Source organism: Gammaproteobacteria bacterium (assembly GCA_017999615.1).
Classification (GTDB): domain Bacteria; phylum Pseudomonadota; class Gammaproteobacteria; order JAABTG01; family JAABTG01; genus JAGNLM01.
Genome location: JAGNLM010000002.1, coordinates 185,598 through 208,005, shown reverse-complemented (window position 1 = coordinate 208,005; position 22,408 = coordinate 185,598). Strand labels below are relative to the sequence as shown.

The window sequence follows — 22,408 nt, the reverse complement described above, 5'->3', positions numbered from 1 at the left end:
CCGCCCGGGGCGGACTCGGGGTCTCTCGGGGATCCGCGAGATGCTCGTCTCGCCCTGGTCTTATCGGCCCTGCCCGGGGGTACTTGAAGTCGGTGGGCGCCAGCGGGCTCGCGGCCCCGCCGAGGCCCTATACTGTGCGTGCAGCCGCCAGAGGCGCCCGTCCGCACGGCGCGGGCGGCGCTCATCGACTCGTGATGCCAGCTATCCGGTCCATCCGGCCGCGCTCCTTCCTCACCCTGGTCTTCGTCGGCTTCCTCGCCGTCGCGCTGCCGCTGCTCGTGGCGATCCTGTTCGCGTCGCTCCAGGTGGAACGGCTCGCGGGGCAGAGCGAGCGGGCCGTCTACCGGACGGTGCAGCTCACCCACGGGGGCCGCAATCTCGTGGACCAGCTGACCGGGATGGAGCGCAACATGCGTCAGTACCTGGTCCTCAAGGACGAGGCGCGGCTTGCGGCCTACGACAAAGCCCACGCGGAGCTCCAGGGCACGGTGACCTACATGCTCGCCCTGGAGAGCGACCCGCCGGCACGCCGGCGCCTGTACGAGCTCGCCGAGCGCGAGCGCCACCTGTTCGAGACCCTGCGCGGGCAGCGTCTCGATGCCGCGGCCAGCGAGGCCGTGGTGGCGGAGTTCGTGCCGCTCGCCGAGCTGGCCCGCCAGACCCTGGCCGAGGCCAATGCCAGCGTGGGGCAGGGGGTCGAGGTCCTGCGGCAGATGGCGGGCCAGTCCCAGCGCTTCCTGGTCTGGCAGGCCGCCGCCCTGGTGCCGCTCGTGGTGGGCCTGGCGGCTCTCTTCCTTTTCCTCATCGCGCGCCCCCTCGGGCAGCTCGACCACGCCATCCGCCTGTTGGGCGACGGCGAGCTCTACACCCCCATCCACGTGCAAGGTCCCCAGGACCTGGAGACCCTCGGGGAGCGCCTCGATTGGCTGCGTACCCGTCTGCTGGAGCTCGAGGAAGAGAAGAAGTCGTTCCTGCGCCACGTCTCCCACGAGTTGAAGACGCCCCTGACGGCCCTGCGCGAGGGCGCCGAGCTGCTGGCCGAGCAGGTCCTCGGGCCGCTCACCGAGGAGCAGCGCGAGGTCACCGACATCCTCCACAACAACGCCCTGCGCCTGCAGAAGCTCATCGAGGACCTGCTCGCCTTCAGCCGCATGCCCGAAGTGCGCAGCGCCGAGGTGCGCCGGGAGCCGGTGCGCCTGGACCAGCTCGCCCGCTCGGTCGTGACCGACCACCGGGTGGGGGCGCTCGCCCGGGGACTGCGCTTCCGCCTGAGCGTCGACCCCATCACCGTGCAGGGGGACCGGGCGCGGCTGCGTGCACTTCTCGACAACCTGGTCTCGAATGCGGTCAAGTACTCGCCCCGCGGGGGGAAGATCGACATCCGGGTGGGCGAGGACACCGAAGGCGTCGCCCTGGAGGTCGACGACGAGGGGCCGGGCATCCCGCCGGAGGACCGCCCCCGGGTCTTCGACGCCTTCTACCAGGGCCGCAACCAGCCGGGCGGCCCGGTGCAGGGAACCGGGCTCGGTCTCGCCATCGCGCGGGAGTGCGCCATTGCGCACGGCGGAGAAATCCGCATCATTGACGGGTTGGCCCCCGGGACTCACTTCCGGGTCACCCTTCCGTCGGCGCTCGTCACCGCCAGGGCCCCATGAGACCGAGAATCGCGCTCGCAGTCGTGCTGGTGGCGCTGCCCACGCTGGCGGGCTGCGCCGCGGGGGGTGGTCCCATCCTGTCGCCCGTGGTGCCCGAGGTGCTGCGGGGAGAGGTCTGCTCCGAGGACGTGGCCGACGCCCTCGCCTACTTCGCCCGCTTGCGCGCCATGAAGCGCCCGGAGCTCCAGAAGGAGCTCGAGCGGCTGCGGGCCGCGTCCACCGCCGAGCCGAGCAGCGAGCAGCGCATGCAGTTGGCCCTGCTCCTGGCGCTGCCGGGCGGGCCCGCACCGGACGAGCGGCGTGCGATGGCGCTCTTCCAGGGCGAGCGAGCCCGGGCGACGCAGCCCGAGGTGCGCCAACTCTGCCAGTTGCTCGAGGTCCTTCTGGGCTCGGCGCTGGAGCGCGACGCGCGCCTGCAGGCCGCGGCGGAGGAACAGAAAGAGAATCGCCAGCGGGTCGCCACCCTCGAGCGTGACCTGAAACAGGCGCAGTCCCGTGGCCGGGAGCTCGAGCAGCGCATGCTTTACCTGCACCGGCTGCTCGCCCGGGAGCAGACGGAAGGAGCCGAGCGTCAGCGCCAGCTGGAGGAGCTGCGCAAGATCGAGAGCAGCCTGGAATCGCGTGGCGTCTTGCCCGCCGCGGCCCCGGCGTCCCCTACGAACCCCGTGCCCCGCCCCGATGAGCCGGAACAAAGGCAGAGTCCTGCTGGTCGATGACGACCCGGACGTCCTGAAGCTGCTGGAATTGCGGCTGAAGGCCGCCGGCTTCGAGACGGTCACCGCGGCGAGCGGGGTGGAGGCCCTCGCCCGGCTCGAGGTGGACCGGCCGCAGGCGGTGCTGACCGACCTGCGCATGGAGGGCATGGATGGGCTGGAGCTCTTCGAGGCGATCCACGAGCGCCGGCCCGCGCTGCCCGTGCTGATGCTGACGGCCCACGGGACCATCCCGGACGCGGTCGCGGCCACCCGGGGCGGCGTGTTCGCCTTCCTCACCAAGCCCTTCGACGGGCGCGAGGTGATCGAGCAGGTGGAGCGGGCGATCCGGGTAGGCGGCGGTGCCGGCAAGGAGGTGGTCCCCTGCGACGAGGGTCAAGAGTGGCGGCGGGAGCTGGTCACCCGCAGTCCGGTGATGGAGGAGCTGCTCTGCCAGGCACGGCTGGTGGCGGACAGTGGGGCGAGCGTGCTCATCCGCGGTGCGAGCGGCACCGGCAAGGAGATGCTCGCGAAGGCGATCCACCGGGCGAGCGAGCGCCGCGACCAGCCTTTCGTCGCCTTCAACTGCGCCGCCATCCCCGAGACGCTGATGGAGTCCGAGCTCTTCGGCTACGCCAAGGGGGCGTTCACGGGGGCGGCCCGCGACACGCCCGGGCTCTTCCAGGCGGCCCACGGGGGAACCCTCCTGCTGGACGAGATCGGGGACATGCCGGCCTCGCTCCAGGCGAAACTGCTGCGGGTGCTGCAGGAGCGGCAGGTGCGGCCGGTGGGCAGCACCCGGTCCGTGCCGGTGGACGTGCGGGTCGTCTCCGCGACTCACCGGGACCTCGAGGAGGAGGTCCGGGCAGGGCGGTTCCGGGAGGACCTGTTCTACCGCCTGAACGTGGTGGTCCTCGACATCCCCCCCCTGGCGGAGCGCCGGGAGGACATCCCTCTGCTCGCTTCGCACTTCCTCTCCCGGTTCCGCGGGGCGAGCCGCAAGCAGGTCGAAGGTTTTGCGCCGGACGCGATGGAGCTGCTGGTGAGCGCCCCGTGGCCTGGCAACGCTCGCCAGCTGGCCAACGTGGTGGAGCAGGCCTTTGCGCTCACCACGACCCCGCTCATCCCCGCGACCCTGGTCCAGAGGGCCCTGCGCTCCCAACCGGCGGATCTCCCGTCGCTGGAGGAGGCGCGGGCGGATTTCGAGCGTGAGTATTTGAGCCGCCTGCTCAAGATCACTCAGGGCAACGTGAGTCAGGCTGCCCGGTTGGCGGACCGCAACCGCACCGACTTCTACAAGCTGTTGCGCCGGCACCAGCTCGACCCCGCCCTGTTCAAGCCGGCGGGTGGACTTGACGATACGTGACGTGTTAACTTGCAGCGCTAAGCTTGCCTGCACGCTGGAAGCTGTATATTCTTTAGGCCGGTAGTTGCACTATCGGAGCTGTGCCGGGGGGCTGCAGGCCACCGTTAGGCGTTGGGTCTGCGAGGTCGCCTGAGAGTCCGGGCGACGGACGGCGGTGGCTGCTTCCGATGGTGAAAGTCTTCTACATCTGGGAACGGAGCATACAAATGCATAAACATCTGATGGCGATCAGCGTTCTGGCCGCTTCCATGCTGGCCGTCGGCACGGCGGGCGCGCAGCAGCTGCCGGGTTATGCTTATGACACCTACGGCAAGCCGGCGAAGGACACCTGGGGCGAGTGCGTGAAGAGCGTCTACCGCCAGAAGGATGCATATCCGGAGTGCGAGGCTGCCAAGAAGGTCGAGAAGATCAAGGACAAGGCGGTGCTCGAGGGCAACCTGCACTTCGACTTCGACAAGTCCCAGCTGAAGCCCGCCGGCAAGCAGATCCTGGACGACCTCCTGGCGCGCCTGAAGGGCGCGGACGTCACCGCCGTAGCGGTCTCCGGCCACACCGACAGCGTCGGCTCCGACGCGTACAACGTGAAGCTCGGTCAGCGCCGCGCCGACGTGGTGAAGGACTACCTGGTCTCCAAGGGCGTGGCCTCCTCCAAGGTCACCACCAAGAGCTTCGGTGAGTCGCAGCCGGTCGCCTCGAACAAGACCGCGGAAGGCCGTGCGAAGAACCGCCGCGCCGAGGTGGACGTCGACGCGGTCATCGTGAAGTAAGCAGTCGCCCGACCGCAAAGCAGTCTGCAAGGACCCCGCCGGGAAACCGCGCGGGGTCTTTGCGTCATCTCGATGACCCTCGCCCAGCACGTCAACACGTTCGGCCAGGCGCTCCTGCGCCGGTATGGCGAGCGTGTCCACAAGGTGGCGATCGACGCGGGGTTCACCTGCCCGAACCGGGACGGGACGCTCGGTAGGGGCGGCTGCGCCTTCTGCAACAACGCCTCGTTCAGCCCGAACGACCGGGAGCCCCGCAGCGTGGCCGAGCAGATCGACGCCGGCCGGGCGGTCATCCGCCGGCGCACCGGGGCGCGGCGTTACATCGCCTATTTCCAGGCGTACACCAATACCTACGGGGCCGTGGAGCACCTGGACCGGCTCTACCGGGAGGCGCTGGCCGAGCCGGACGTGGTGGGGCTGGCGGTGGGGACGCGCCCCGACTGTCTGGAGGACGGCGTGCTCGACCTCCTGGCGGGCTACCGGGACGAGGGCCGCGAAGTCTGGATCGAGCTCGGGCTGCAGTCGGCCTTCGACGAGACCCTGCGCCGGGTCCGTCGCGGCCACGGCTTTGCTGAGTACCGGGCGGCCGCGCACGCGATCCACTCCCGGGGGCTCGCGCTCTGCACTCATCTGATCGTCGGGTTGCCCGGGGAGTCCCCCTGGCACGCCCGGACCAGCCTCGAGCGGGTGCTGGAACTGGGGGTGGACGGTCTCAAGGTGCACCCGCTGCACGTGGTGCGGGGCACCCGCCTTGCCGTGGAGTGGCGCAGGGGCGCTTACCGGCCCCTCACCCTGGAGGAGTACGTGGAGGCGGCCTGTGACATCGTCGAGGCCACCCCGCCGGAGGTGGAGTTCCACCGGCTCACGGGCACGGCGCCACGCTCCGTGCTCCTCGCCCCGGAGTGGTGCGCCTGGAAGTGGCGCGTGCTGAACGCCATCGAGGCCGAGCTGGCCCGGCGGGAGTCGGTCGGCCTGGCAGGTCAGGCCGCCGCTGCAGGAGCCGTGGGCCGGACCCCGCTCAGCAGATAGGTCAGGAGCTCGTGCACCGAGCGGATCTCCCGCCCGAAGGGCAGGCTCTCGGACCCGCGGAAGAAGAGCCCCAGATTGACGTCGCCGCGCTGTGCCGCCGCGAGCTGGGTCTCGATACAGAACTGCCCTGCCGCGCCGTCGCCGTCCTTGAGCCCGCAGAAGTTAAGGCACTCCACCTGGCGCCCGCAGTGGGACCGGTCCGGTTTGGCTCGAGCCCGCAGGTCCTTTTCCCGCGCCAGGTAGCGCTTTAGCCAGGGGGTGAGCACCGCCCGCGCGGGCAGTCCCGCCGCACTCATGAAGGTCACGATGTCCTCGGGGCCGGCCTCGGCGAGAACCCGCTTGAAGTTGATGTGGGCATCGGATTCCCGGGTCACCGCGAAGGGGGTGCCGACCTGGACCGCGGAGGCGCCCCACGCGAACAGCTCCTTCACCCGCTCGAAGGCGTTGATGCCCCCGCCCGGGATGAGCGGGATGCGGTCCGTCGCCAGGCCGAGCGTCTTGAAGACGTCGCGCACGGCGTCCAGCACCCGAGAGAAGTCGAAACGCGGATCGTTCACTTCCTCGATCCGGGTCGCACCGAGATGGCCCCCGGCATAGCGGGGGTGTTCCAGGACGATCGCGTCCGGCAGGACGCCCTTGCGCATCCACTTCTTGAGCACGGCGCGCACGCCACGCTCCTCGGACAGGATCGGGATGAGCGCCACGTCGCCGTGGCCCTCGGCGAGCTCGGGGAGGTCCATGGGCAGGCCCGCGCCCATGACGATGGCGTTGGCGCCGCTGCGGCAGGCCTGGCGGACGAGGTCGGCGTAGTGCTTGACCGCGCGCATGACGTTGACGGCGATGAAGCCGCCGGGCCCGGCGATCTCCCGTGCGGCCTGCACCTCACGGTCGAGCGCCTCGAGGTTGGTGGCCGCGATGGCCCCGTGGTCCCGCGACTTTCCGGCCCGCTCCATCAGGTCGGGGTGCAGCCGGCGCAGCTCCACGGAGGCAATCGTGCCGACCGCGCCCTCCCGGGCCACGGAACCCGCCAGCCGATGTCCGGAGATCCCGACCCCCATGCCCCCCTGCACCACCGGCAGGAGGCTGAAGTCCCGGATCTTCAAACGCGGAAAGGCCGATTGAATCGGCGCGTTGCTGTCCATCCCAAGTCCGCCTGCCCGTCGAGGGCATCCAATTGAAAGTAACCCAGAATACACGAGCGTCTACCTGGTACATGATAACATAGGTTAAGTCAATCGGCAGCGGTCGCCGGGGGGCTTCCGGCCCTTCTGGCCAGGGCCGGCCTCAGGGGCTTCAGGACTCCCGCCGGACCGTGAACCGCGGGAACAGGCCTGCGAGGGCTGCGGAGAGCGCCGCCGAGACCCTCGCAGGCCGCGAGGGGCGGGCGAGCGCCGGGTCGAGGCAGCGCCCGGTCACGCATTCCTGCAGCGCGTAGTCCGTCACCCCGGCCTCGGCGAGCACGCTGGCGAGGGAGAGGAGGTCGGCCTCGGGGAGGAGGTCCGGGTGGATGGTGGTGCGCACCTCGCAGGCGACCCCGCTCGCGAGCACCCGGCGCAGGCTCTGCCAGGCCCGCTCGCCGCTCGCAGGACCTCCCGCAGTGAGCGCGGGGTAGGCCGCGGCCTTCGCCTTCACGTCGAGCCCGACCCAGTCGAGGAGGGGCAGCACCGCCGCGAGCCGCTCGGGATAGGGGCCCGCCGTGTGCAGTCCGGTGGCGAAGCCGAGGCCCCGGACCTGACGCAGGGCCTCCGGCAGTCCCGACTGCAGGGTCGGCTCGCCGCCGCTGAACACCACCCCCTCGAGGAGGCCGCGGCGGCGCTCGAGGAACGCGAGGACGTCCACCCACGGGACCGCCTTCTCGGCCGAGGGCGGGATCAGGTGCGCGTTCTGGCAGTAGCCGCAGCGCCAGGGGCAGCCCTGGCAGAAGACCACGGCGGCGAGGCGACCGGGGAAGTCGATGGTGGTGAGCGGCGTGAGGCCGCCGATTTCCAGCATGGGGGCAAGTATACTCGCGCCTCGCCGGGGAGGCGGCGCCCCCCGGGGTGCTCCCGGCGCGCACGCAGCGCCCGCGCCGCTTCCCGCCGGCACCAGGAGAGGAGGGCGACGTCTTGCAGGGACAAAGCACGCCGAGCGGCCTCCGGGCCTGGCTCGACCGCAACGTGGTGGACCTCGGGAGGCAGATGCGCTGGTCGTACCTGCCGCCGCTCATGGTCTACGTGGCAGCGGGGGTGTCGGGGCTGACCGGCATCGTCGGCACCTTCTTCGTCAAGGAGTACCTCGGACTCTCGGCGGCGTTCCTCGCCGCGCTCGGCTTCTGGGCGGGGATCCCCTGGGCGCTCAAGATGCCCCTCGGGCACCTCGTGGACCTCCTCTGGCGCTTCAAGGGCGTGCTGGTGTTCGGGGGCGCCGGACTCATCACCGCGAGCCTCTCCATCATGCTCGCGCTGCTCACCGAACGTGCCGTCATGGAGGCGGTGATGCCGGTGGATGCCTGGTACGTGGCGAGCGTGCTGCTCGCCCCGATCGGGTACGTGCTGCAGGACGTGGTCGCCGACGCCATGACGGTGGAGGCGGTGCCCCGCGTGGACGCGGCGGGCGAGCCCATCGACTCCGCCGCCCGCAAGCTCATGCACACGACGATGCAGACCCTCGGGCGCATCGCCATCATCGGCGGCGGCGTGTTCGTCTCACTCCTGAACGTGTACGTGTTCGAGGGCGTGGCGAACATGTCGGATGGGGCGAAGCTCTCCGCGTACGTGCGGATCTACGAGTGGGCGCTCCTCATCCCGGTCGTCTCCGTGCTCGGCGTGGTGCTCGCGGCCTACCTCAAGCGCCGGGCGGTCCGCCGCCTGACGGGTGGCGGGATCGAGGCGCGGGCGGCGCACCGGCTCCTCGAGGGCGAGGTCACGCGCACCGAGCCGAACCTCTGGATCCTGGGCGGCAGCATCGTGTTCGTTTTCTTCACGGTCGTGATCGGCCTGAGCGACGTGCCCTACGACCAGGAGATCGTCTTTGCCGGGTCCATGGCGATCGTGCTGTTCCTGATGTACCGGCTGGTCCTCGTGCTCGACGCGCCCGCGCGGCGCGTGCTCCTGGGAACGGCGATCGTGATCTTCGTCTACCGCGCGATGCCGACCCCCGGGGCGGGGCAGACCTGGTGGATGATCGACCGGCTCGGCTTCGACCAGCAGTTCCTCGCGGTGCTCTCGCTCATCAGCAGCGCCCTGGCGCTCGTCGGGCTGTTCCTGTTCCGGCGGTTCATGGCCGAGCGCTCGATCGCCGTCGTGGTGGTGGTGCTGACCCTCGTGGCGAGCGCCCTCTACCTGCCGATCATCGGCATGTACCATGGGCTGCACGAGTGGGCGGCGGCGCTCACCGGTGGGGTGGTGGACGCGCGCTTCATCGCGCTGGTGGACACCGCCCTTGAGTCACCGCTCGGTCAGGTGGCGATGGTGCCCATGCTCGCGTGGATCGCGAATTCCGCGCCGGCAGGCCTGAAGGCGACGTTCTTCGCGGTGATGGCCTCGTTCACGAACCTCGCCCTGTCGGCGAGTCAGCTGGGCACGAAGTATCTGAACGAGTGGTTCGTGGTGACGCGGGAGGTGAAGGACGCCGCAACCGGGGCAGTGCAGGTGCCCGCGGACTACAGCGCCCTTGGCGAGTTGATGCTCACCGCCATGCTGATCGGGCTGCTCGCGCCCCTCGCCGCTGTCGCCGTCGTCCGCCTGGCCCGGCTGCGCAGCGCCTGAGGGGAGGCAACCCCCTGCGGCAGGGGAAAGAAGCCCCCTGCCGCAGGGGAAGAAGGCCCTGGCCGCAATCAGCAGCGCGGCGCGCAGCGGCTCTCGAGGAACGGGGTGCGTTCCCGGTGCTCGGACTGCTTGCCGGGGTTGAACGCGGTCACCGGGCGGTGGTAGCCCATCACCCGCGTCCACACCTCGCAGCGCGTGCGCTCGTTCTCGTTCAGATCGATTCCATCTTCACGCATCGGTTTCTCCTCCTGAAGTCCTGTTCTCAGTCACTCACTACCGAGGCACGAGGCAATCGGAAGATTCGACACGGCAAATCTTCCCTGCGCCTTCGCGCCTCTGCGGTTTCCCTTCGTCAATGCAACGCCCCGGCCTGCTTGCGGGCGAGGGCCTCCTCGTCGCAGAAGGGACAGAACTCGTGGGCACCGGACAGGTACCCGTGCTTGGGGCAGATGGAGAACGTGGGCGTCACCGTGATGTACGGGACACGGAAGCGCTCCAGCGCCCGTTTGACGAGCTGCCGACAGGCATCGGCGCTCGAGATGCGCTCGCTCATGTAGAGGTGCAGCACCGTGCCGCCGGTGTACTTCTTCTGCAGTTTCTCCTGGCGCTCCAGGGCCTCGAACGGGTCGTCGGTGAAGCCCACCGGAAGCTGCGAGGAGTTGGTGTAGTACGGGGCCTCGGGGCTGCCGGCCTGCAGGATCCCCGGGAAGCGCTTGCGGTCCTCCTTTGCGAACCGGTAGGTCGTGCCTTCGGCGGGCGTCGCCTCGAGGTTGTAGAGGTGGCCCGTCGACTCCTGGAATTCCACCATCCGCGCGCGGATGTGGTCGAGGAAGCGCGACGCGAGCTCCTCGCCCCAGGGGGTCGTGATGTCCTCGGCACCCGCGGTGAAGTTGCGGATCATCTCGTTGATGCCGTTCACGCCGATGGTCGAGAAGTGGTTGCGCAGCGTGCCGAGGTAGCGCTTGGTGTAGGGGAAGAGCCCCGCGTCCATGTGGCGCTGGATCACCTTGCGCTTGATCTCGAGGCTGTTGCGGGCGAGCTCGAGGAGCTGATCCATGCGCGCGAAGAGCCCCGCCTCGTCGCCGGGGAAGAGATACCCGAGGCGCGCGCAGTTGATGGTGACGACGCCCACCGACCCGGTCTGCTCGGCCGACCCGAAGAGCCCGTTGCCGCGCTTGAGCAGCTCGCGGAGATCGAGCTGCAGGCGGCAGCACATGGATCGGATCATGTTCGGCTTCAGTTCCGAGTTCAGGAAGTTCTGGAAGTAGGGCAGGCCGTACTTCGCCGTCATGGCGAAGAGCCGGTCCGCGTTCTCGCTCTCCCAGGGGAAGTCCGGCGTGACGTTGTAGGTCGGGATCGGGAAGGTGAACACGCGGCCCTTCGCGTCGCCCGCGGTCATCACCTCGATGTAGGCCCGATTGATCAGGTCCATCTCGGGCTGCAGCTCACCGTAGGTGAACGGCATCTCCTTCCCGCCGATGACCGGCACCTGCGGGCGCAGGTCCTCGGGGCAGACCCAGTCGAAGGTCAAGTTCGTGAACGGGGTGTTCCCGGTCACGAAGGTCTTGCCGTGACGGCGGGCCACGAAGGTTCCGTTTCGGGTCGTCGGGCACCACACCTTGCCCCGGTAGGGGCGACGGGTGACGCTCTGGATGTAGGTCTCGCGATTGCGAACGATGTTCAGCACGTAGACGCCGGAGTCCTGACGCCGGTGGACTGTGCTGCCCCAGCCGGCGAGCACGCAGAGCTCTTGCAGGGCATCCAGGTTCTCGCGGTCCCGGGTGTAGAGGCGGATGCGCCCGCTCGGCTCGGTGCTGCCGTCGCCCTTGGTGTAGGTTTCGAGGAAGAGACGGATCTGCCGGGCCGACAATGTGCGGATCACGGGGGGCACGACCTTGCGGTCCGTGTGCGCCGCAATCGCCTCGCTTCCGTCGCGGTTCAGCCGGAATCGATAGGTCGGGTGACGCGAAAACCCGCCCACGGCCTGGCGCTCGTGATAGGAGTAAGCGAGATCCTCCAGGGTCTGGCGGATCGCGCTGACGTTGTCCTCGTTCACGGTGGACTGGAAGAGGGAGACGCGAGTGCGGCTCTCGCTGGTATCGAAGTTCCCCTCCGCGACGGTCCAGGCCAGCAGCTCGACCATCCGGTCGTCCATCTCCACCGTCGCCGGGGTCTCGCCGGCATTCGGAACGATGAAGGGCGATTTCAGCTTGAGCACGTCCTCGATCGGCTCGAGCACCCAGCGGCTCTCCGTATGGAAGAGCTTGCGTACGACCCGGTGTCCCGGTGTGATCCACTGCTCCTGGGTCCGATTTTCCAGGACGTACATCTCGCCGTCGAAGTCGTACGCGGTGACCGCGAGCGGCGCCAGGTACTCGAACGCGTTCCGCTCGCAGTCAAACGTCAGGATGCGGTCGCCGGCCGTGATTTCGTCGTAGCGCCGCCAGCCCCTGTCGGTCAGGCACTCGGTCTCGGCGTCGACGCACTGTGTCCCCCAGCGCGAGGGCACGTTCAGGTTGTAGATGAGCTCCTGGACGTACTGCTTCACCTCGGGGTAGCCGAGCCCGTCGTTGCGCACGAACGCCGCCATGTAGGTGTCGAACGAGCTGAAGGCCTGCGCGCCCGCCCACTCGTTCTGCAGCGTGCCGAGAAAGTTGACGATCTGGCCGACCGCGCTCGACATGTGCTTCGGGGGACCTGCCTCCACCTTGCCGGGAACCCCGTTCAGGCCCTCGGTGAGGAGCGTGCGCAGCGACCAGCCGGCGCAGTACCCCGCGAGCATGTCGAGGTCGTGGATGTGCACGTCGCCCTCCCGGTGGGCGTTGCCGATCTCGGGGGGGTAGACGTGGGAGAGCCAGTAGTTGGCGACGACCTTGCCGGCGGTGTTCAGGATGAGCCCGCCGAGGGAGTAGCCCTGGTTGGCGTTGGCCGACACGCGCCAGTCCGAGCGGTCCAGGTACTCGCGGATGGAGCTCTCCACGTCCACCAGGGTGCGGCGGTCGTCGCGCAGGCGCTTGTGCTGCTCGCGGTAGACGATGTACGCGCGCGCGGTCTGCAGGTGATTGGCGCTGATGAGCACCTGCTCCACCACGTCCTGAACACGCTCGATGGTGGGCGGCTCCTCGGCGCTGAAGCGGTGGCTGACGAACTTCACCACCTGCGCCGTCAGCAACCGCGCCTCGTCCTCCGCGAAGTCGCCGGTCGCTTGGCCCGCGCGCAGGATCGCCGAGTAGATGCGCTCGGCGTCGAAGGGGACCTGGGTCCCGTCGCGCTTGACGATACGGGACGGCTGCGTCGGGGGACGCGGGGCGGTGACGGCACTCATGGACATCCTCCCGGGGGCGGCCCCTGGGCCTCGCTGTAAGCCGCGGATTTTCCTCGCGACTACAGGATGATGGGGCTCTCGTGCTTGCGGACACTACATATTGTGGTCCAGAGTCTAGACCGGCGCAAATCCTCTGGATTTGATCCTGGTCAAGCTCGGTGGTGGGTGGTCCCCGTGGCGAGGACCTCCGCAAGGGGTATTGCGGGGAGCCGCGCCGTTCGGGAACGGGGAGGCTCAGCCCCCCAGGGCTTCGCGCACGCTCGCGGCGAGGGTGCCTTCCTGGCGCTCCAGGTCGGCGGCGAGGGCGAGCTGGGTCCGGCAGCGGTCCAGGTTGTGGCCGGGGTATCCGGTGCGGAAGTAGCGGTCGCCCAGCAGGTGGTCGGTGAGGAACCGCGCGGCGAGCTCCAGGGTCACTACGCGGGGCGCGAGGGGCAAGAGCTGGGCTTCGGCCGACGTCAGGAGCGGGGCGAGCGGCGCGAGCCAGCCCCGGGTCACCGCCCGGTGCAGCGCCGGGTTCACACGCACGGTGCCGAGGTCGCGGGCGTCCTCCGGGGCCTCGCTCGCGGCTGAGCGGACCAGGTCACCGTAGTCGTGCAGGGCGAGGCCCGGCATCACGGTGTCGAGGTCGACGACACAGAGCGCCTCCCCGGTCCCGGTGTCGAAGAGGACGTTGTTCAGCTTGGTGTCGTTGTGCACGACCCGCTCCGGCACCAGGCCCTGGGCGGTCGCCTCGTGGAGCGCGCCGAGCTGCTCGCGCCGGGCCTCGAGGGCCGCGAGCTCGGCGCGGGCCGCCCCGGCGCGCCCCAGGGGATCGGCCTCGGCCGCCGCCCGCAGCGCCCGGTAGCGGGCGGGGGTGTCGTGAAAGCCCGGCAGGGTCTCGTGCAGGCGGGGGCCGGGCAGGTCGGTGAGGTCGGCCACGAAGCGCCCGAAGGCGCGGGCGGCGCGCTCGGCGGCCGCAGGGGAGGGCGGGCGGTCGAAGGACGTGGCGCCCTCGATGAAGACGTAGGCCCGCCACCACCCGCCGGCGTCGTCCACGTGCCAGGGGGGGCCTTCGTGGCTCGGCACGACGGTGAGCACGCGCCGTTCGAGGTCGCTGACCTCGGCCTGCGCCTGACGCTCCTGGAGGTGGCGGGTCACCCGCAGGACGTTCTCCATCACCGGCCCGGGCGCGGGGAAGACCGCCGTGTTCAGGCGCTGCAGGAGGTAGCGGCGGGGGCCGCGTGGGGTTCGGCAGGTCACCACGTGGCTCTCGTGGATGAGGCCGACCCGCAGGGGCTCCGAGTGGGCTGGCTCCCCGTCCACCACGAACCGGGCGAGTGCGCAGAGCGGGTCCGGCCCGGGGTGCTCGCGGGTCTTGCGATCGGCGGGGGTGGGTGGGTCTTGCATGCGCGGGGGCTCGCCGGGGGCGGGGTGTGCCCCAGTCTAGAGAGCGCCGTCGCGGGCCACCAGCCGGCCCCGGGCTTTCGCCCGGGGGGCGACTCGTGCAGAGTCTCGGCGGGCCCTGGGCCCCATTCACCCGTCACCGAGTAGCTGGCCGCTGACCCTGACCCCCGAGCCCCGAGCCCCGAGCCCTCATGCCCCTGGACCCCACCGCGAGCACCCCGACCCTCCCCGACCTGCCTGTGCGCGAGCTCCTGCCCGAGCTGCGCCGGGCGCTGGCGCTCGGGCGCGGCGCGGTGCTGACAGCGCCACCGGGGTCGGGCAAGACCACGCTCGTGCCCCTCGCCCTGCTCGGCGAGCCCTGGCTCGCGGGCCGGACGATCCTCGTCTCCGAGCCCCGGCGCCTGGCCGCGCGGGCGGCGGCCGGCCGCATGGCGGAGATCCTGGGCGAGCCGGTCGGCGAGACGATCGGCTATCGGGTGCGTTTCGACCAGAGGGTCTCGGCGCGCACCCGCGTGGAGGTGCTCACCGAGGGCGTCCTGCTCCGGCGCCTGCAGGGCGACCCCGCCCTCGAGGGCGTGGGCCTGGTGATGCTGGACGAGGCCCACGAGCGGAGCCTCCTCCTGGACCTCGCCCTGACGCTCGCCCTCGACGTCCGGGCCGGGCTGCGTGAGGACCTGCGGCTGCTGGTGGCTTCGGCGACCCTCGACGCGGGGGCCGTGGCGGGGGTCCTCGGCGGCGCCCCCGTCCTCGCGGGCGGGGGAAGGGTGTTCCCGGTGGAGGTCTCCTACCTGCCCCGCGACCCCTCGTCCCGCGGGGTACCGGACCTCGTGGCCGATGCGGTCCGCCGGGCCCTGGCGGCGCACCCGGGGGACGTCCTGGCGTTCCTGCCGGGGGGCGGCGAGATCCGGGCCACCGCGGAGCGCCTGGCGGACCTCGGCGAGGTCGCCGTCCTTCCCCTCTACGGGGACCTGCCGGCCGAGGCCCAGGACCGGGTGCTGCGTCCCATCGCCCACCGCCGTCGGGTGGTGTTGGCGACCCCCATCGCCGAGACCAGCCTCACCATCGAAGGGGTCCGGGCCGTGGTGGACTCGGGCCTCGCCCGGCGGCCCCGCTTCGACCCGGCGACCGGTCTGACCCGGCTCGAGACCGTGCGGGTCTCCCGGGCCTCGGCGGACCAGCGGGCCGGCCGCGCGGGGCGGCTCGGCCCAGGGAGCGCCTACCGCCTGTGGACCGAGTCCGTGCATCGGGGGCTTCTCGCGTTCAATCCCCCGGAGATCCTGGAGGCGGACCTGGCGCCCCTGGCCCTGGAGCTCGCCCAGTGGGGCGTCGCAGACCCCGGGGCCCTGCGCTGGCTCGACCCGCCCCCGGCCGGGGCCTTCGCCCAGGCCCGGGACCTCCTGGCGGGCCTGGGCGCCCTGGACTCGGCCGGGCGCATCACGGCCGCAGGCCTCCGGATGGCCGGGCTGCCCGTGCAGCCGCGCCTCGCCCGGATGCTGGTCGAGGCGGGGCGGGAAGGGCTCGGGCCGCTCGCCGGTGACATCGCCGCGCTCCTCTCCGAGCGCGACGTCCTGCGGGCCTCCGGCCCCGGGCGCACGAGCGACCTCGCGGACCGGCTGGAGGCCCTCCACCGCTGGCGGGTGGACGGCGAGGCCGGCGCCCGCGCCCTGGGGGCGGACCCCGCCGCCTGCGCCCGGGTCGACCGGGCCGCCCGCCAGATCGCCCCGGACGGGGACAGGGCCCGGTCCGTCGTGCCCCGAGGCGCCCGGGGCCGGGACCGGGGGCCGACGGGCGCAAGCGGGCCAGGGCGAGGCCCCCGGGCAGTCGGGGAGGATCCACGTTCGGCCGCAGGGCGTCTCCTCGCACTCGCCTACCCGGACCGGATCGCGAGACGCCAGGGCGGTGACGGGGCGCGGTACCGGCTCGCGAGCGGGCGGGGCGCCAGGCTTCCGGAGGCCGATCCCCTCGGCCGGGAGGAGTACCTGGTGGCCGCCTCCCTGGAGGCGGGGACGGGGGACGGACGCATCTTCCTCGCCGCGGCCCTCGCGCCGGAGACGCTCGTTGAGGTGACGGCGGGGCGCAGGGAGGTCCGCGAGGTGGTGGAGTGGGACGACCGGGAGGGAGCGGTCATCGCCCGGGCGGAGGAGCGCCTGGGCGCGCTCCTGCTCTCGGCCCGCCCGCTTCCCCAGCCGGACCCGGACCGGGTGGCCCACGCCCTGCTCGAGGGGGTGCGCCGGCGTGGGCTCGCGGTGCTGCCCTGGACCGACGCCGCTTGGGAACTGCAGGCCAGGGTGCTCTCCCTGAGGGGCTGGAGGCCGGCAGAGTCCTGGCCGGATCTCTCCGACGGACGCCTCCTCGCGACGCTGGACGAGTGGCTCGGCCCGCACCTGCGGGGCGTGACCCGGCTGGAGCACCTGGGGCGGGTCGACCTGGCGGGCGCGCTGCGGGGGACCCTGCACGCCGCCCTGGGCGGCAACTGGCAGCGGCGCCTGGACGAGGCCGCCCCGACCCACGTCACCGTGCCGAGCGGTGCCCGGCGCCGGCTGGCCTACGGGCCCGGCGAGCCGCCGGTGCTGGCGGTGAAGCTTCAGGAGATGTTCGGGCTGGGGGAGACGCCGCGGGTCTGCGGGGGCGAGGTGCCGGTCACCCTGCACCTGCTCTCACCGGCCGGGCGGCCCCTGCAGGTCACGCGGGACCTGCAGGGCTTCTGGGAGCGGACCTACCCCGAGGTGCGCCGGGAGTTGCGCGGAAGGTACCCCAGGCATCCCTGGCCCGAGGACCCCTGGCGGGCGGCGCCGACCGCGCGGACGCGTCCCCGGTAGGGCGGAAGCCCCCGCGAGGGGGCCTCCGCCGGGATCACCAGGGGCGCTCGCGCGGTCTCAGCTCGCGCGGTCTCAGGGGACGACGACCGTGAGTCCCGGGAGGACCTGGTCGGGGTTGCCGAGCACGCCCTTGTTGGCCTCGAAGATCGTGGGCCAGCGGTTGCCGTCGCCGTAGAAGCGCGCGGCCACGATGGCCAGCGTGTCCTCCTTGCGCAGGGTGTAGATGCCCCGGGCGCCGGTGATGCGCGCGACGTCGTACTGCGCAGCGCGCAGGCGCTGGCTGGCGTCCTTGGCGGTGTTGCGTGTCGCGGCGGAGGGCTTTTCGCTGGCATCACGGGCCGCGGCGACGTAAGCCTTCGCGGCTTCCGCGCTGGCGCCCTGGGCCTTGTCGAGGGCGAGCGTCCCGCCGCCCTCCACGGGCACGCGGGCGCGCAACTCGCCGAGCGAGGCCTCGAGGGTCGAGAGGCGGCTCCGCGACTGGGTCAGCGAGCTCTCCGCCGCCGCTGCTGCTGCCTTGGCGCTCGCCAGCGCCTTGTCGGCCGCCTCGCGGGCGGCCAGGGCCGCGTCGCGCTCCGTGCCCAGGGTCGCGGCACGCTCACGCTGGGCCTTCGCCTCGGTGTCGGCGGTGCTGAGCTTCTCGGCCGCCTCCTTCCTCATCGCCTCGAGCTTCTCGGTCATCTCCTTCGCCGCGGCTTCCGCCCGCGCGCTCAGGTCCTTCGCGTGCTGCTCGGCGGCGGCGTACTTTGCGGCCGAGTCCTTCTCCGCGGCGGCCAACTTGTCCGCCCACGCCTTCTGCGCCTCGGCGAGCTTCGCCTCCGCAGCCTTCCGGGCCTCGGCGGCCTTCGCTTCAGCGGCCTTCTGGGCCTCGGCGGCCTGTGCCTGCGCGGCCTTCTGGGCCTCGGCGGCCTTCTCGGCAGCGGCCCGCTCGGCGGCCACCTGGGCCTGCGCGTCCCGGGCCTGCTGCTCGAGCTGGGCGGCGGCTGCCGCCTTGGCGTCCCGGTCGGCCTCGGCCTGGCCCAGGGCCTTCTTGATCGCGGTCAGATCCTTCGCGAGCGTGTCCTTCTCCCCGGTGAGCTTCGCCGCGATCGCCGCTGCCTCGTCCTTCAGGGTCCCGATCTGCCGTTTGAGGGCCTCGAGCTCCTTCTGCAGGCGCTCGGCCACCGCCTCGGCCGCGGGTGCCGCTGGGGCTGCGGGTGCCGCGGGGGCCACAGGCACCGGGGGCGCGCTGGGCACGTCCTGGGCCAGGACCGGAAACGCTGCCAGGAGCGCGGCGGCTCCCAGGGTGGGGGCGAGCCCGGCGAAACGGCGACGGGCGGCAGTGGGGTTCGGCTGACGGGACATGGCATCCTCCTTCGCTCGCGAACTTTTGACGGTCTTCCCAGTGTGACGCGCAACGCGGCGAGTCGGGTCGCCCGGCGTCCTGGGGGTATGCACTGCGTTTCCCACCCTTGCGCGTGACGCGCCGGCCGACGGCGACACCGGTGGGTGGTGTGTCGCGCCATCCTCCCTACCGCGATGCGGGTGGCCAATCCCCTCGCGTCGAGCTCGCTCCCGGCCCTCCGGCGGTCAGGCCGTCAGCCCGTGTTCCGCAGCCCCGATGCGAGCGCGTTGACGCTGCGCAGCAGCGGGTCGAGCCACGGGTCCGGCTCGTCCCCGGCCCGGGCCCGGCGCCGGCGCAGCAGCCCGACCTGGATGTGGTTCAACGGCTCCAGGTAGGGGTTGCGCAGGGCGATGGCCTGGGCGAGCGGCGGGTCGTTCTCCAGCAAATAGTGGGTGCGGGTCACGGCCCGCACCTCGTACAGGGTCCGATCGTACTCCTCTCGGATGGCCGGGAGGATGCGGGAGAGGTCGAGCGCCGGGTCGCAGAGGGCAGCGTACCCGCCCGCGATGTCCATGTCCGTCTTCGAGAGGATCATCTGCACATTGTCGATCACGTTCCGGAAGTACGCCCACTCGCCGTACATCCGCTGCAGCTGCGCCAGGCGTTTCGTTCCCCCCTCGTGCCAGCCGGCGAGGCCAGTGCCGACCCCGTACCAGCCCGGCAGGTGGAAGCGCGCCTGGGCCCAGCCGAAGACCCAGGGGATCGCCCGGATGGAGGCCTTGCCCCGCTCGCCCTCGCGTCGGTGGGAGGGGCGCGAACCGATCTGCAGATGGGCGAGCTCCTCCACGGGCGTGGCCTGGTAGAAGAATTCGAAGAAGCCCGGAGTCTCGTCGACCAGACGGCGGTAGGCGCGCTCGGCGGCCCGGGCTACGGCGTCCATGGCCCCCTGCCACTCGCGGCGCTCGCGCGCCGGGGGGTGCAGCAGGTCGTCGCTGCGGCGCAGGAGGGCGGAGGCGCTGATGGTCAGCTCGTAGAGCGCGCTCTGGGGCGCGCCGTACTTCGAGGCGAGCATCTCGCCCTGCTCGGTGACGCGGAGCTCTCCGCCCACGGTCCCCGGCGGTTGGCCCAGGATGGCCTTGTGGGACGGGCCGCCGCCGCGTCCAACGGTCCCGCCGCGGCCGTGGAAGAAGCGGATCGGCACGCCCTGGGCGGCGGAGAGCGCGGTGAGGCGCTGCTGGGCGTGGTAGAGCCGCCAGGACGCGGCCAGCATCCCGCCGTCCTTGGTCGAGTCCGAGTAGCCGAGCATGACCTCCTGGCGGCCGCCGGCGGCCGCGACCAGGGCGCGGTAGACCGGCGTGCGCAGCAGCGTCGCCATGACCCGGTCGCAGCCCTCGAGGTCGGCGATGGTCTCGAAGAGGGGGCTCACGGGAACGTGGCAGAACCAGCGCCCGTTCTCCCGGCCCACCAGCCCCGCGCGGCGGGCGAGGGCCAGGACCTCGAGGACCTCGCCCGCCCGGCGGGCCATGGAGACGACGTAGTGCCCCAGGGCCTCCGGGCCGGCCTCGGCCCGCACCCGCCCCATCACCTCGAAGACCCGCGCGGTGCGCCGGGTCGCCTCCCCGAGGCGCTCTTCCGAGGCCTCGGGCAGACCCTCCTCCAGGGCCCGGACCAGGCGTGCGACCCGCGCCGCCTCGTCCAGCCCGGCGTAGCCCGGCTCGCCCGCCGCGGCGAGGATCTCGTCGACCGCGCGGGTGTGCGCGGCGGCCTCCTCGCGGATGTCGAGCGTGGCCAGGTGGAAGCCGAAGGTCTCGGCCTGGCGCACGAGGTCGGCGATGGGCCCGTCGGCGGAGACGTGGTCGCCCGTGGCGTGCAGGGCCTGGCGGACGAGGCGCAGATCCGCGACGAAGTCCTCGGTGCGCCGGTAGGCCCCGGGCAGGGTCGGGCGCGGGTCGCCCCGCAGGGCCGCGCGTACGCCCGCGAGCCGGCGCTCGAGCCGGGTGCGCACGTACAGGAGCTTGTGGCGGAAGGGCTCGGCGGCCCGATGGTGCGCGAGCTCCTCGGCGAGCTCGGGGAAGTCCACGCGGTCGCGCGCGATGCTCGCCAGCAGGGGGTCGAGCCCGCGGCAGAAGCGCCGGGCGTGGGCCAGCTCCCGCTCGAGCCGGTCGACCTGCTCGATGTGGAGCGTCAACGCCACGCGCTCCTGCATGCGCACGGCGAGCGCGGTGGTCTCCGGGGTCACGTGGGGGTTGCCGTCGCGGTCGCCGCCGATCCACGACCCGAAGTGCAGGAAGGAGGGCACCGCGAGCCCCGAGTCCGGGTAGTGGCGGGCGAGGGCCTCCTCGGCCGCCCGGAAGAACTGGGGCACCGCCTCGAACAGGCTGTTGGGGAAGTGGGCGAGGCCGCTGTCGATCTCGTCCTGAACCCTGAGGGTGCTGCCCCGGACCTCGTCGGTGAGCCAGAGGAGCAGGATCTGGTGCTCCAGGACTGCCTCGGCGCGGCGCTGCTCGGCCTCGGTGCGGCCGGGTGCATAGCGCTCGCCGAGGGTGTCCGCGACCCGGCGCAGCGCCTCCTGCACCGTGCGGCGCCGGGACTCGGTCGGGTGTGCGGTGAAGACGGGCATGTAGCTCAGCCGGTCGAGCAGGGACTGCATCGACTCCCGGCCGACCCCCCGGGCCGCCAGCTCCGCCACCGTCTCCTCGAAGGAGCCGGGCCAGGCGCCCTCCCGGTGGCTCTCGTAACGCTCTCCCTCCTCGAGCACGTTGATGACGCCGAAGAAGAGGTAGAAGGCGCGGATGACCTGCGTCAGGGTCTCGGGGTCCAGCCCTGCGATGAGCTCCCCCAGCGCGTGCCGCCGCTCGCCGTCTCCGCCCTGACGGGCCTCGAGGAACCCCCGGCGCAGCGCCTCGACCGTTTCGTAGACCCGGGGCCCCGCCTGCTCCCGGACCACCCGTCCGATGATCTGCCCCACCCGCTGCACCCGCGCCCGCAGCGGCTCGCGCTCGGGATAGGAGGTCTGCGTGGCCACCCCGTCAGCCCCGCCCCACGTAGAGCACGCCGCGCTCGGCGAGCCATGCCGCGAAGCGGGCGTTCTTCTCCTCGAGGGAACAGGTTGGCGGCAGGGAGTCGAGGTAGTGGCCGTAGTCGATTCGCAGGCGCGTCTGCTCGTCCTTCGCCAGGGAATCCCAGGGGCGGAGCTCGGGCGTCGGCTCGGCGGCAGGCATGCGCTCTCAGGCCTCGTCGAGCGCGAGCCCGTGGCGGCGGACGACCGCGCTCGTGCGGGTCACCAGCACACCTACGATGAACAGGAGCAGCCCCAGCAGCCCCCACGCGAGGACTTCGAAGAACGCGAGCCCGGTGCGCGCGTGCATCACGCGGGTGGCGACCGTCACGGCCGCCACGGGGAAGGAGTAGGCCCACCAGGACAGGGCGAAGGGCAGGCGCGCGAAACGCGGCGACTGCAGGAGGAGGAGGAGGGTCAGGAAGAGAGCCGTGTAGTAGGTCACCCGGGCGAAGGGGTCCACGGCACCGGTGAGGCCGACGTAGGCCAGGAAGGCAAGCGCCGGCGGAGCGATGAAGATGAAGAAGGTCGGCATCAGCTTCTCGGGCAGCGCCGGGAGGAACACCACCCGGTGGAGCAGCACCGCGAAGAGCAGGACCCAGAAGAGGAGCCCGACCCCGAAGAAGAACCAGCTCACCTCGCCCGGCAGCAGCGTGGCGCCCGGCACCGCGACCAGGATGTTCCCGACCACGGGCAGGAACCAGGCCGGGTTGGCGTGCCCGAGCTCGAAGCGGCCCCGGAACAGCCAGGCCGAGAGCACCGCGAGCGTGAGCACCAGCTGCAGGGCGGAGCCCGCGACGCTCAGTGCCCGCGCGAGCGTCGGCGCGTGGGGCAGCCAGGCCGCGGCGAGCAGCGTCAGGCTGATGGCGACGGTGGGGAAGAAGGCCAGCTTGACGGGGTGGGCCCATTCGGCCCGGACCGCCGCCGGGTAGCGCGCGGCCTTGACCCCGTAGAGGGTCGCCAGCACGAGGAAGAGGAGGCTCGTCGGGACGGTGACGAGGAGCGCCCAGCCGGCGCCGAACCCGAGGCCCTGTGCCTGGGCCCCGAGGGCGAGGGCGAGTCCCGCGAGGCCCATGACCACCGAGAACGCGCTCACCGGCAAGCGTTCCACGTCGCGCAGATCCAGCATCGCCCAACCTCCGTCACGGCTCCTCGCCCGGGGCCCAAGAATACCATTCCGCTGCGGCCGACACGGATGCGGGCGAGGGCCGCGGGGCGAGGGCCTCGAGGCCCTATAATGCGGGGCT

Annotated in this window: 16 protein-coding genes; 7 read left to right on the top strand and 9 right to left on the bottom strand. The window is 71.8% G+C overall.

Features of this window, described 5'->3' with window-relative positions:
* The first annotated feature begins 194 nt into the window (after positions 1-194).
* The 5 genes from KA217_04015 (at position 195) to KA217_03995 (ending at position 5,509) form a co-directional block, all read left to right on the top strand.
* A complete protein-coding gene (locus KA217_04015; protein MBP7711618.1) occupies positions 195-1,655 on the top strand; it encodes a HAMP domain-containing histidine kinase in 1,461 nt (486 codons plus the stop codon).
* Complete coding sequence (locus KA217_04010) at positions 1,652-2,371, top strand: hypothetical protein (protein ID MBP7711617.1); 720 nt, start codon at positions 1,652-1,654, stop codon at positions 2,369-2,371. Before KA217_04015 ends, KA217_04010 begins: the two co-directional genes overlap by 4 nt.
* Complete coding sequence (locus tag KA217_04005) at positions 2,334-3,713, top strand: sigma 54-interacting transcriptional regulator (GenBank protein MBP7711616.1); 1,380 nt, start codon at positions 2,334-2,336, stop codon at positions 3,711-3,713. The genes KA217_04010 and KA217_04005 overlap by 38 nt, the downstream gene beginning before the upstream one ends.
* Before the next feature lie 167 nt (positions 3,714-3,880).
* Positions 3,881-4,480 carry an OmpA family protein gene (locus KA217_04000; protein ID MBP7711615.1) on the top strand — a complete coding sequence of 200 codons (600 nt, stop codon included), beginning with the start codon at positions 3,881-3,883 and terminating at the stop codon, positions 4,478-4,480.
* A gap of 72 nt (positions 4,481-4,552) precedes the next feature.
* On the top strand, positions 4,553-5,509 hold the full coding sequence (locus KA217_03995; protein ID MBP7711614.1) for a TIGR01212 family radical SAM protein: 957 nt from the start codon (positions 4,553-4,555) through the stop codon (positions 5,507-5,509).
* Here KA217_03995 and KA217_03990 read toward each other — a convergent pair.
* Both KA217_03990 and KA217_03985 read right to left on the bottom strand, forming a co-directional pair.
* A complete protein-coding gene (locus KA217_03990; GenBank protein ID MBP7711613.1) occupies positions 5,461-6,651 on the bottom strand; it encodes a nitronate monooxygenase in 1,191 nt (396 codons plus the stop codon). The two genes, KA217_03995 and KA217_03990, sit on opposite strands and share 49 nt — an antisense overlap.
* 151 nt (positions 6,652-6,802) lie before the next feature.
* Positions 6,803-7,501, bottom strand: a complete 699-nt coding sequence (locus tag KA217_03985; GenBank protein MBP7711612.1) for an anaerobic ribonucleoside-triphosphate reductase activating protein — start codon at positions 7,499-7,501, stop codon at positions 6,803-6,805.
* Positions 7,502-7,686: 185 nt separating this feature from the next.
* On the opposite strand from KA217_03985, the gene KA217_03980 reads away from it, so the two are divergent.
* Positions 7,687-9,255 carry a hypothetical protein gene (locus tag KA217_03980; GenBank protein ID MBP7711611.1) on the top strand — a complete coding sequence of 523 codons (1,569 nt, stop codon included), beginning with the start codon at positions 7,687-7,689 and terminating at the stop codon, positions 9,253-9,255.
* A gap of 68 nt (positions 9,256-9,323) precedes the next feature.
* Here the strand turns inward: KA217_03980 and KA217_03975 are convergent, their stop codons facing one another.
* From KA217_03975 to KA217_03965, 3 genes are all read right to left on the bottom strand, one after another.
* Positions 9,324-9,491: an oxidoreductase gene (locus KA217_03975; protein MBP7711610.1), complete on the bottom strand. Its 168-nt coding sequence runs from the start codon at positions 9,489-9,491 to the stop codon at positions 9,324-9,326.
* 116 nt (positions 9,492-9,607) lie between these two features.
* The gene (locus KA217_03970; protein MBP7711609.1) at positions 9,608-12,580 is read right to left on the bottom strand and encodes a ribonucleoside triphosphate reductase; all 2,973 of its coding nucleotides are present in this window, start codon (positions 12,578-12,580) and stop codon (positions 9,608-9,610) included.
* A gap of 234 nt (positions 12,581-12,814) precedes the next feature.
* Positions 12,815-13,966 (bottom strand): aminoglycoside phosphotransferase family protein, encoded by a 1,152-nt coding sequence (locus tag KA217_03965; GenBank protein MBP7711608.1) that lies wholly within the window; start codon positions 13,964-13,966, stop codon positions 12,815-12,817.
* A gap of 188 nt (positions 13,967-14,154) precedes the next feature.
* Here KA217_03965 and hrpB point away from each other — a divergent pair, with 188 nt between their 5' ends.
* On the top strand, positions 14,155-16,782 hold the full coding sequence (hrpB, locus tag KA217_03960; GenBank protein ID MBP7711607.1) for an ATP-dependent helicase HrpB: 2,628 nt from the start codon (positions 14,155-14,157) through the stop codon (positions 16,780-16,782).
* 72 nt (positions 16,783-16,854) lie between these two features.
* Here the strand turns inward: hrpB and KA217_03955 are convergent, their stop codons facing one another.
* The 4 genes from KA217_03955 to KA217_03940 form a co-directional block, all read right to left on the bottom strand.
* Complete coding sequence (locus KA217_03955) at positions 16,855-18,123, bottom strand: LysM peptidoglycan-binding domain-containing protein (GenBank protein MBP7711606.1); 1,269 nt, start codon at positions 18,121-18,123, stop codon at positions 16,855-16,857.
* 233 nt (positions 18,124-18,356) lie between these two features.
* On the bottom strand, positions 18,357-21,128 hold the full coding sequence (gene ppc / locus KA217_03950; GenBank protein MBP7711605.1) for a phosphoenolpyruvate carboxylase: 2,772 nt from the start codon (positions 21,126-21,128) through the stop codon (positions 18,357-18,359).
* Between the two features lie 4 nt (positions 21,129-21,132).
* Entirely contained in the window at positions 21,133-21,324 is a 192-nt protein-coding gene (locus KA217_03945) for a hypothetical protein (protein MBP7711604.1), read from the bottom strand.
* A gap of 6 nt (positions 21,325-21,330) precedes the next feature.
* Complete coding sequence (locus KA217_03940; protein ID MBP7711603.1) at positions 21,331-22,290, bottom strand: SLAC1 anion channel family protein; 960 nt, start codon at positions 22,288-22,290, stop codon at positions 21,331-21,333.
* Between the last annotated feature and the right edge of the window lie 118 nt (positions 22,291-22,408).

Excerpts from the sequence above, each read along its gene's own strand:
- KA217_04015 (MBP7711618.1), top strand. The coding sequence starts at position 195 with ATGCCAGCTATCCGGTCCATCCGGCCGCGCTCCTTCCTCACCCTGGTC.
- KA217_04010 (MBP7711617.1), top strand. The coding sequence starts at position 1,652 with ATGAGACCGAGAATCGCGCTCGCAGTCGTGCTGGTGGCGCTGCCCACG.
- KA217_04005 (MBP7711616.1), top strand. The coding sequence starts at position 2,334 with ATGAGCCGGAACAAAGGCAGAGTCCTGCTGGTCGATGACGACCCGGAC.
- KA217_04000 (MBP7711615.1), top strand. The coding sequence starts at position 3,881 with ATGGTGAAAGTCTTCTACATCTGGGAACGGAGCATACAAATGCATAAA.
- KA217_03995 (MBP7711614.1), top strand. The coding sequence starts at position 4,553 with ATGACCCTCGCCCAGCACGTCAACACGTTCGGCCAGGCGCTCCTGCGC.
- KA217_03990 (MBP7711613.1), bottom strand. The coding sequence starts at position 6,651 with ATGGACAGCAACGCGCCGATTCAATCGGCCTTTCCGCGTTTGAAGATC.
- KA217_03985 (MBP7711612.1), bottom strand. The coding sequence starts at position 7,501 with ATGCTGGAAATCGGCGGCCTCACGCCGCTCACCACCATCGACTTCCCC.
- KA217_03980 (MBP7711611.1), top strand. The coding sequence starts at position 7,687 with ATGCGCTGGTCGTACCTGCCGCCGCTCATGGTCTACGTGGCAGCGGGG.
- KA217_03975 (MBP7711610.1), bottom strand. The coding sequence starts at position 9,491 with ATGCGTGAAGATGGAATCGATCTGAACGAGAACGAGCGCACGCGCTGC.
- KA217_03970 (MBP7711609.1), bottom strand. The coding sequence starts at position 12,580 with ATGAGTGCCGTCACCGCCCCGCGTCCCCCGACGCAGCCGTCCCGTATC.
- KA217_03965 (MBP7711608.1), bottom strand. The coding sequence starts at position 13,966 with ATGCAAGACCCACCCACCCCCGCCGATCGCAAGACCCGCGAGCACCCC.
- hrpB (MBP7711607.1), top strand. The coding sequence starts at position 14,155 with ATGCCCCTGGACCCCACCGCGAGCACCCCGACCCTCCCCGACCTGCCT.
- KA217_03955 (MBP7711606.1), bottom strand. The coding sequence starts at position 18,123 with ATGTCCCGTCAGCCGAACCCCACTGCCGCCCGTCGCCGTTTCGCCGGG.
- KA217_03945 (MBP7711604.1), bottom strand. The coding sequence starts at position 21,324 with ATGCCTGCCGCCGAGCCGACGCCCGAGCTCCGCCCCTGGGATTCCCTG.
- KA217_03940 (MBP7711603.1), bottom strand. The coding sequence starts at position 22,290 with ATGCTGGATCTGCGCGACGTGGAACGCTTGCCGGTGAGCGCGTTCTCG.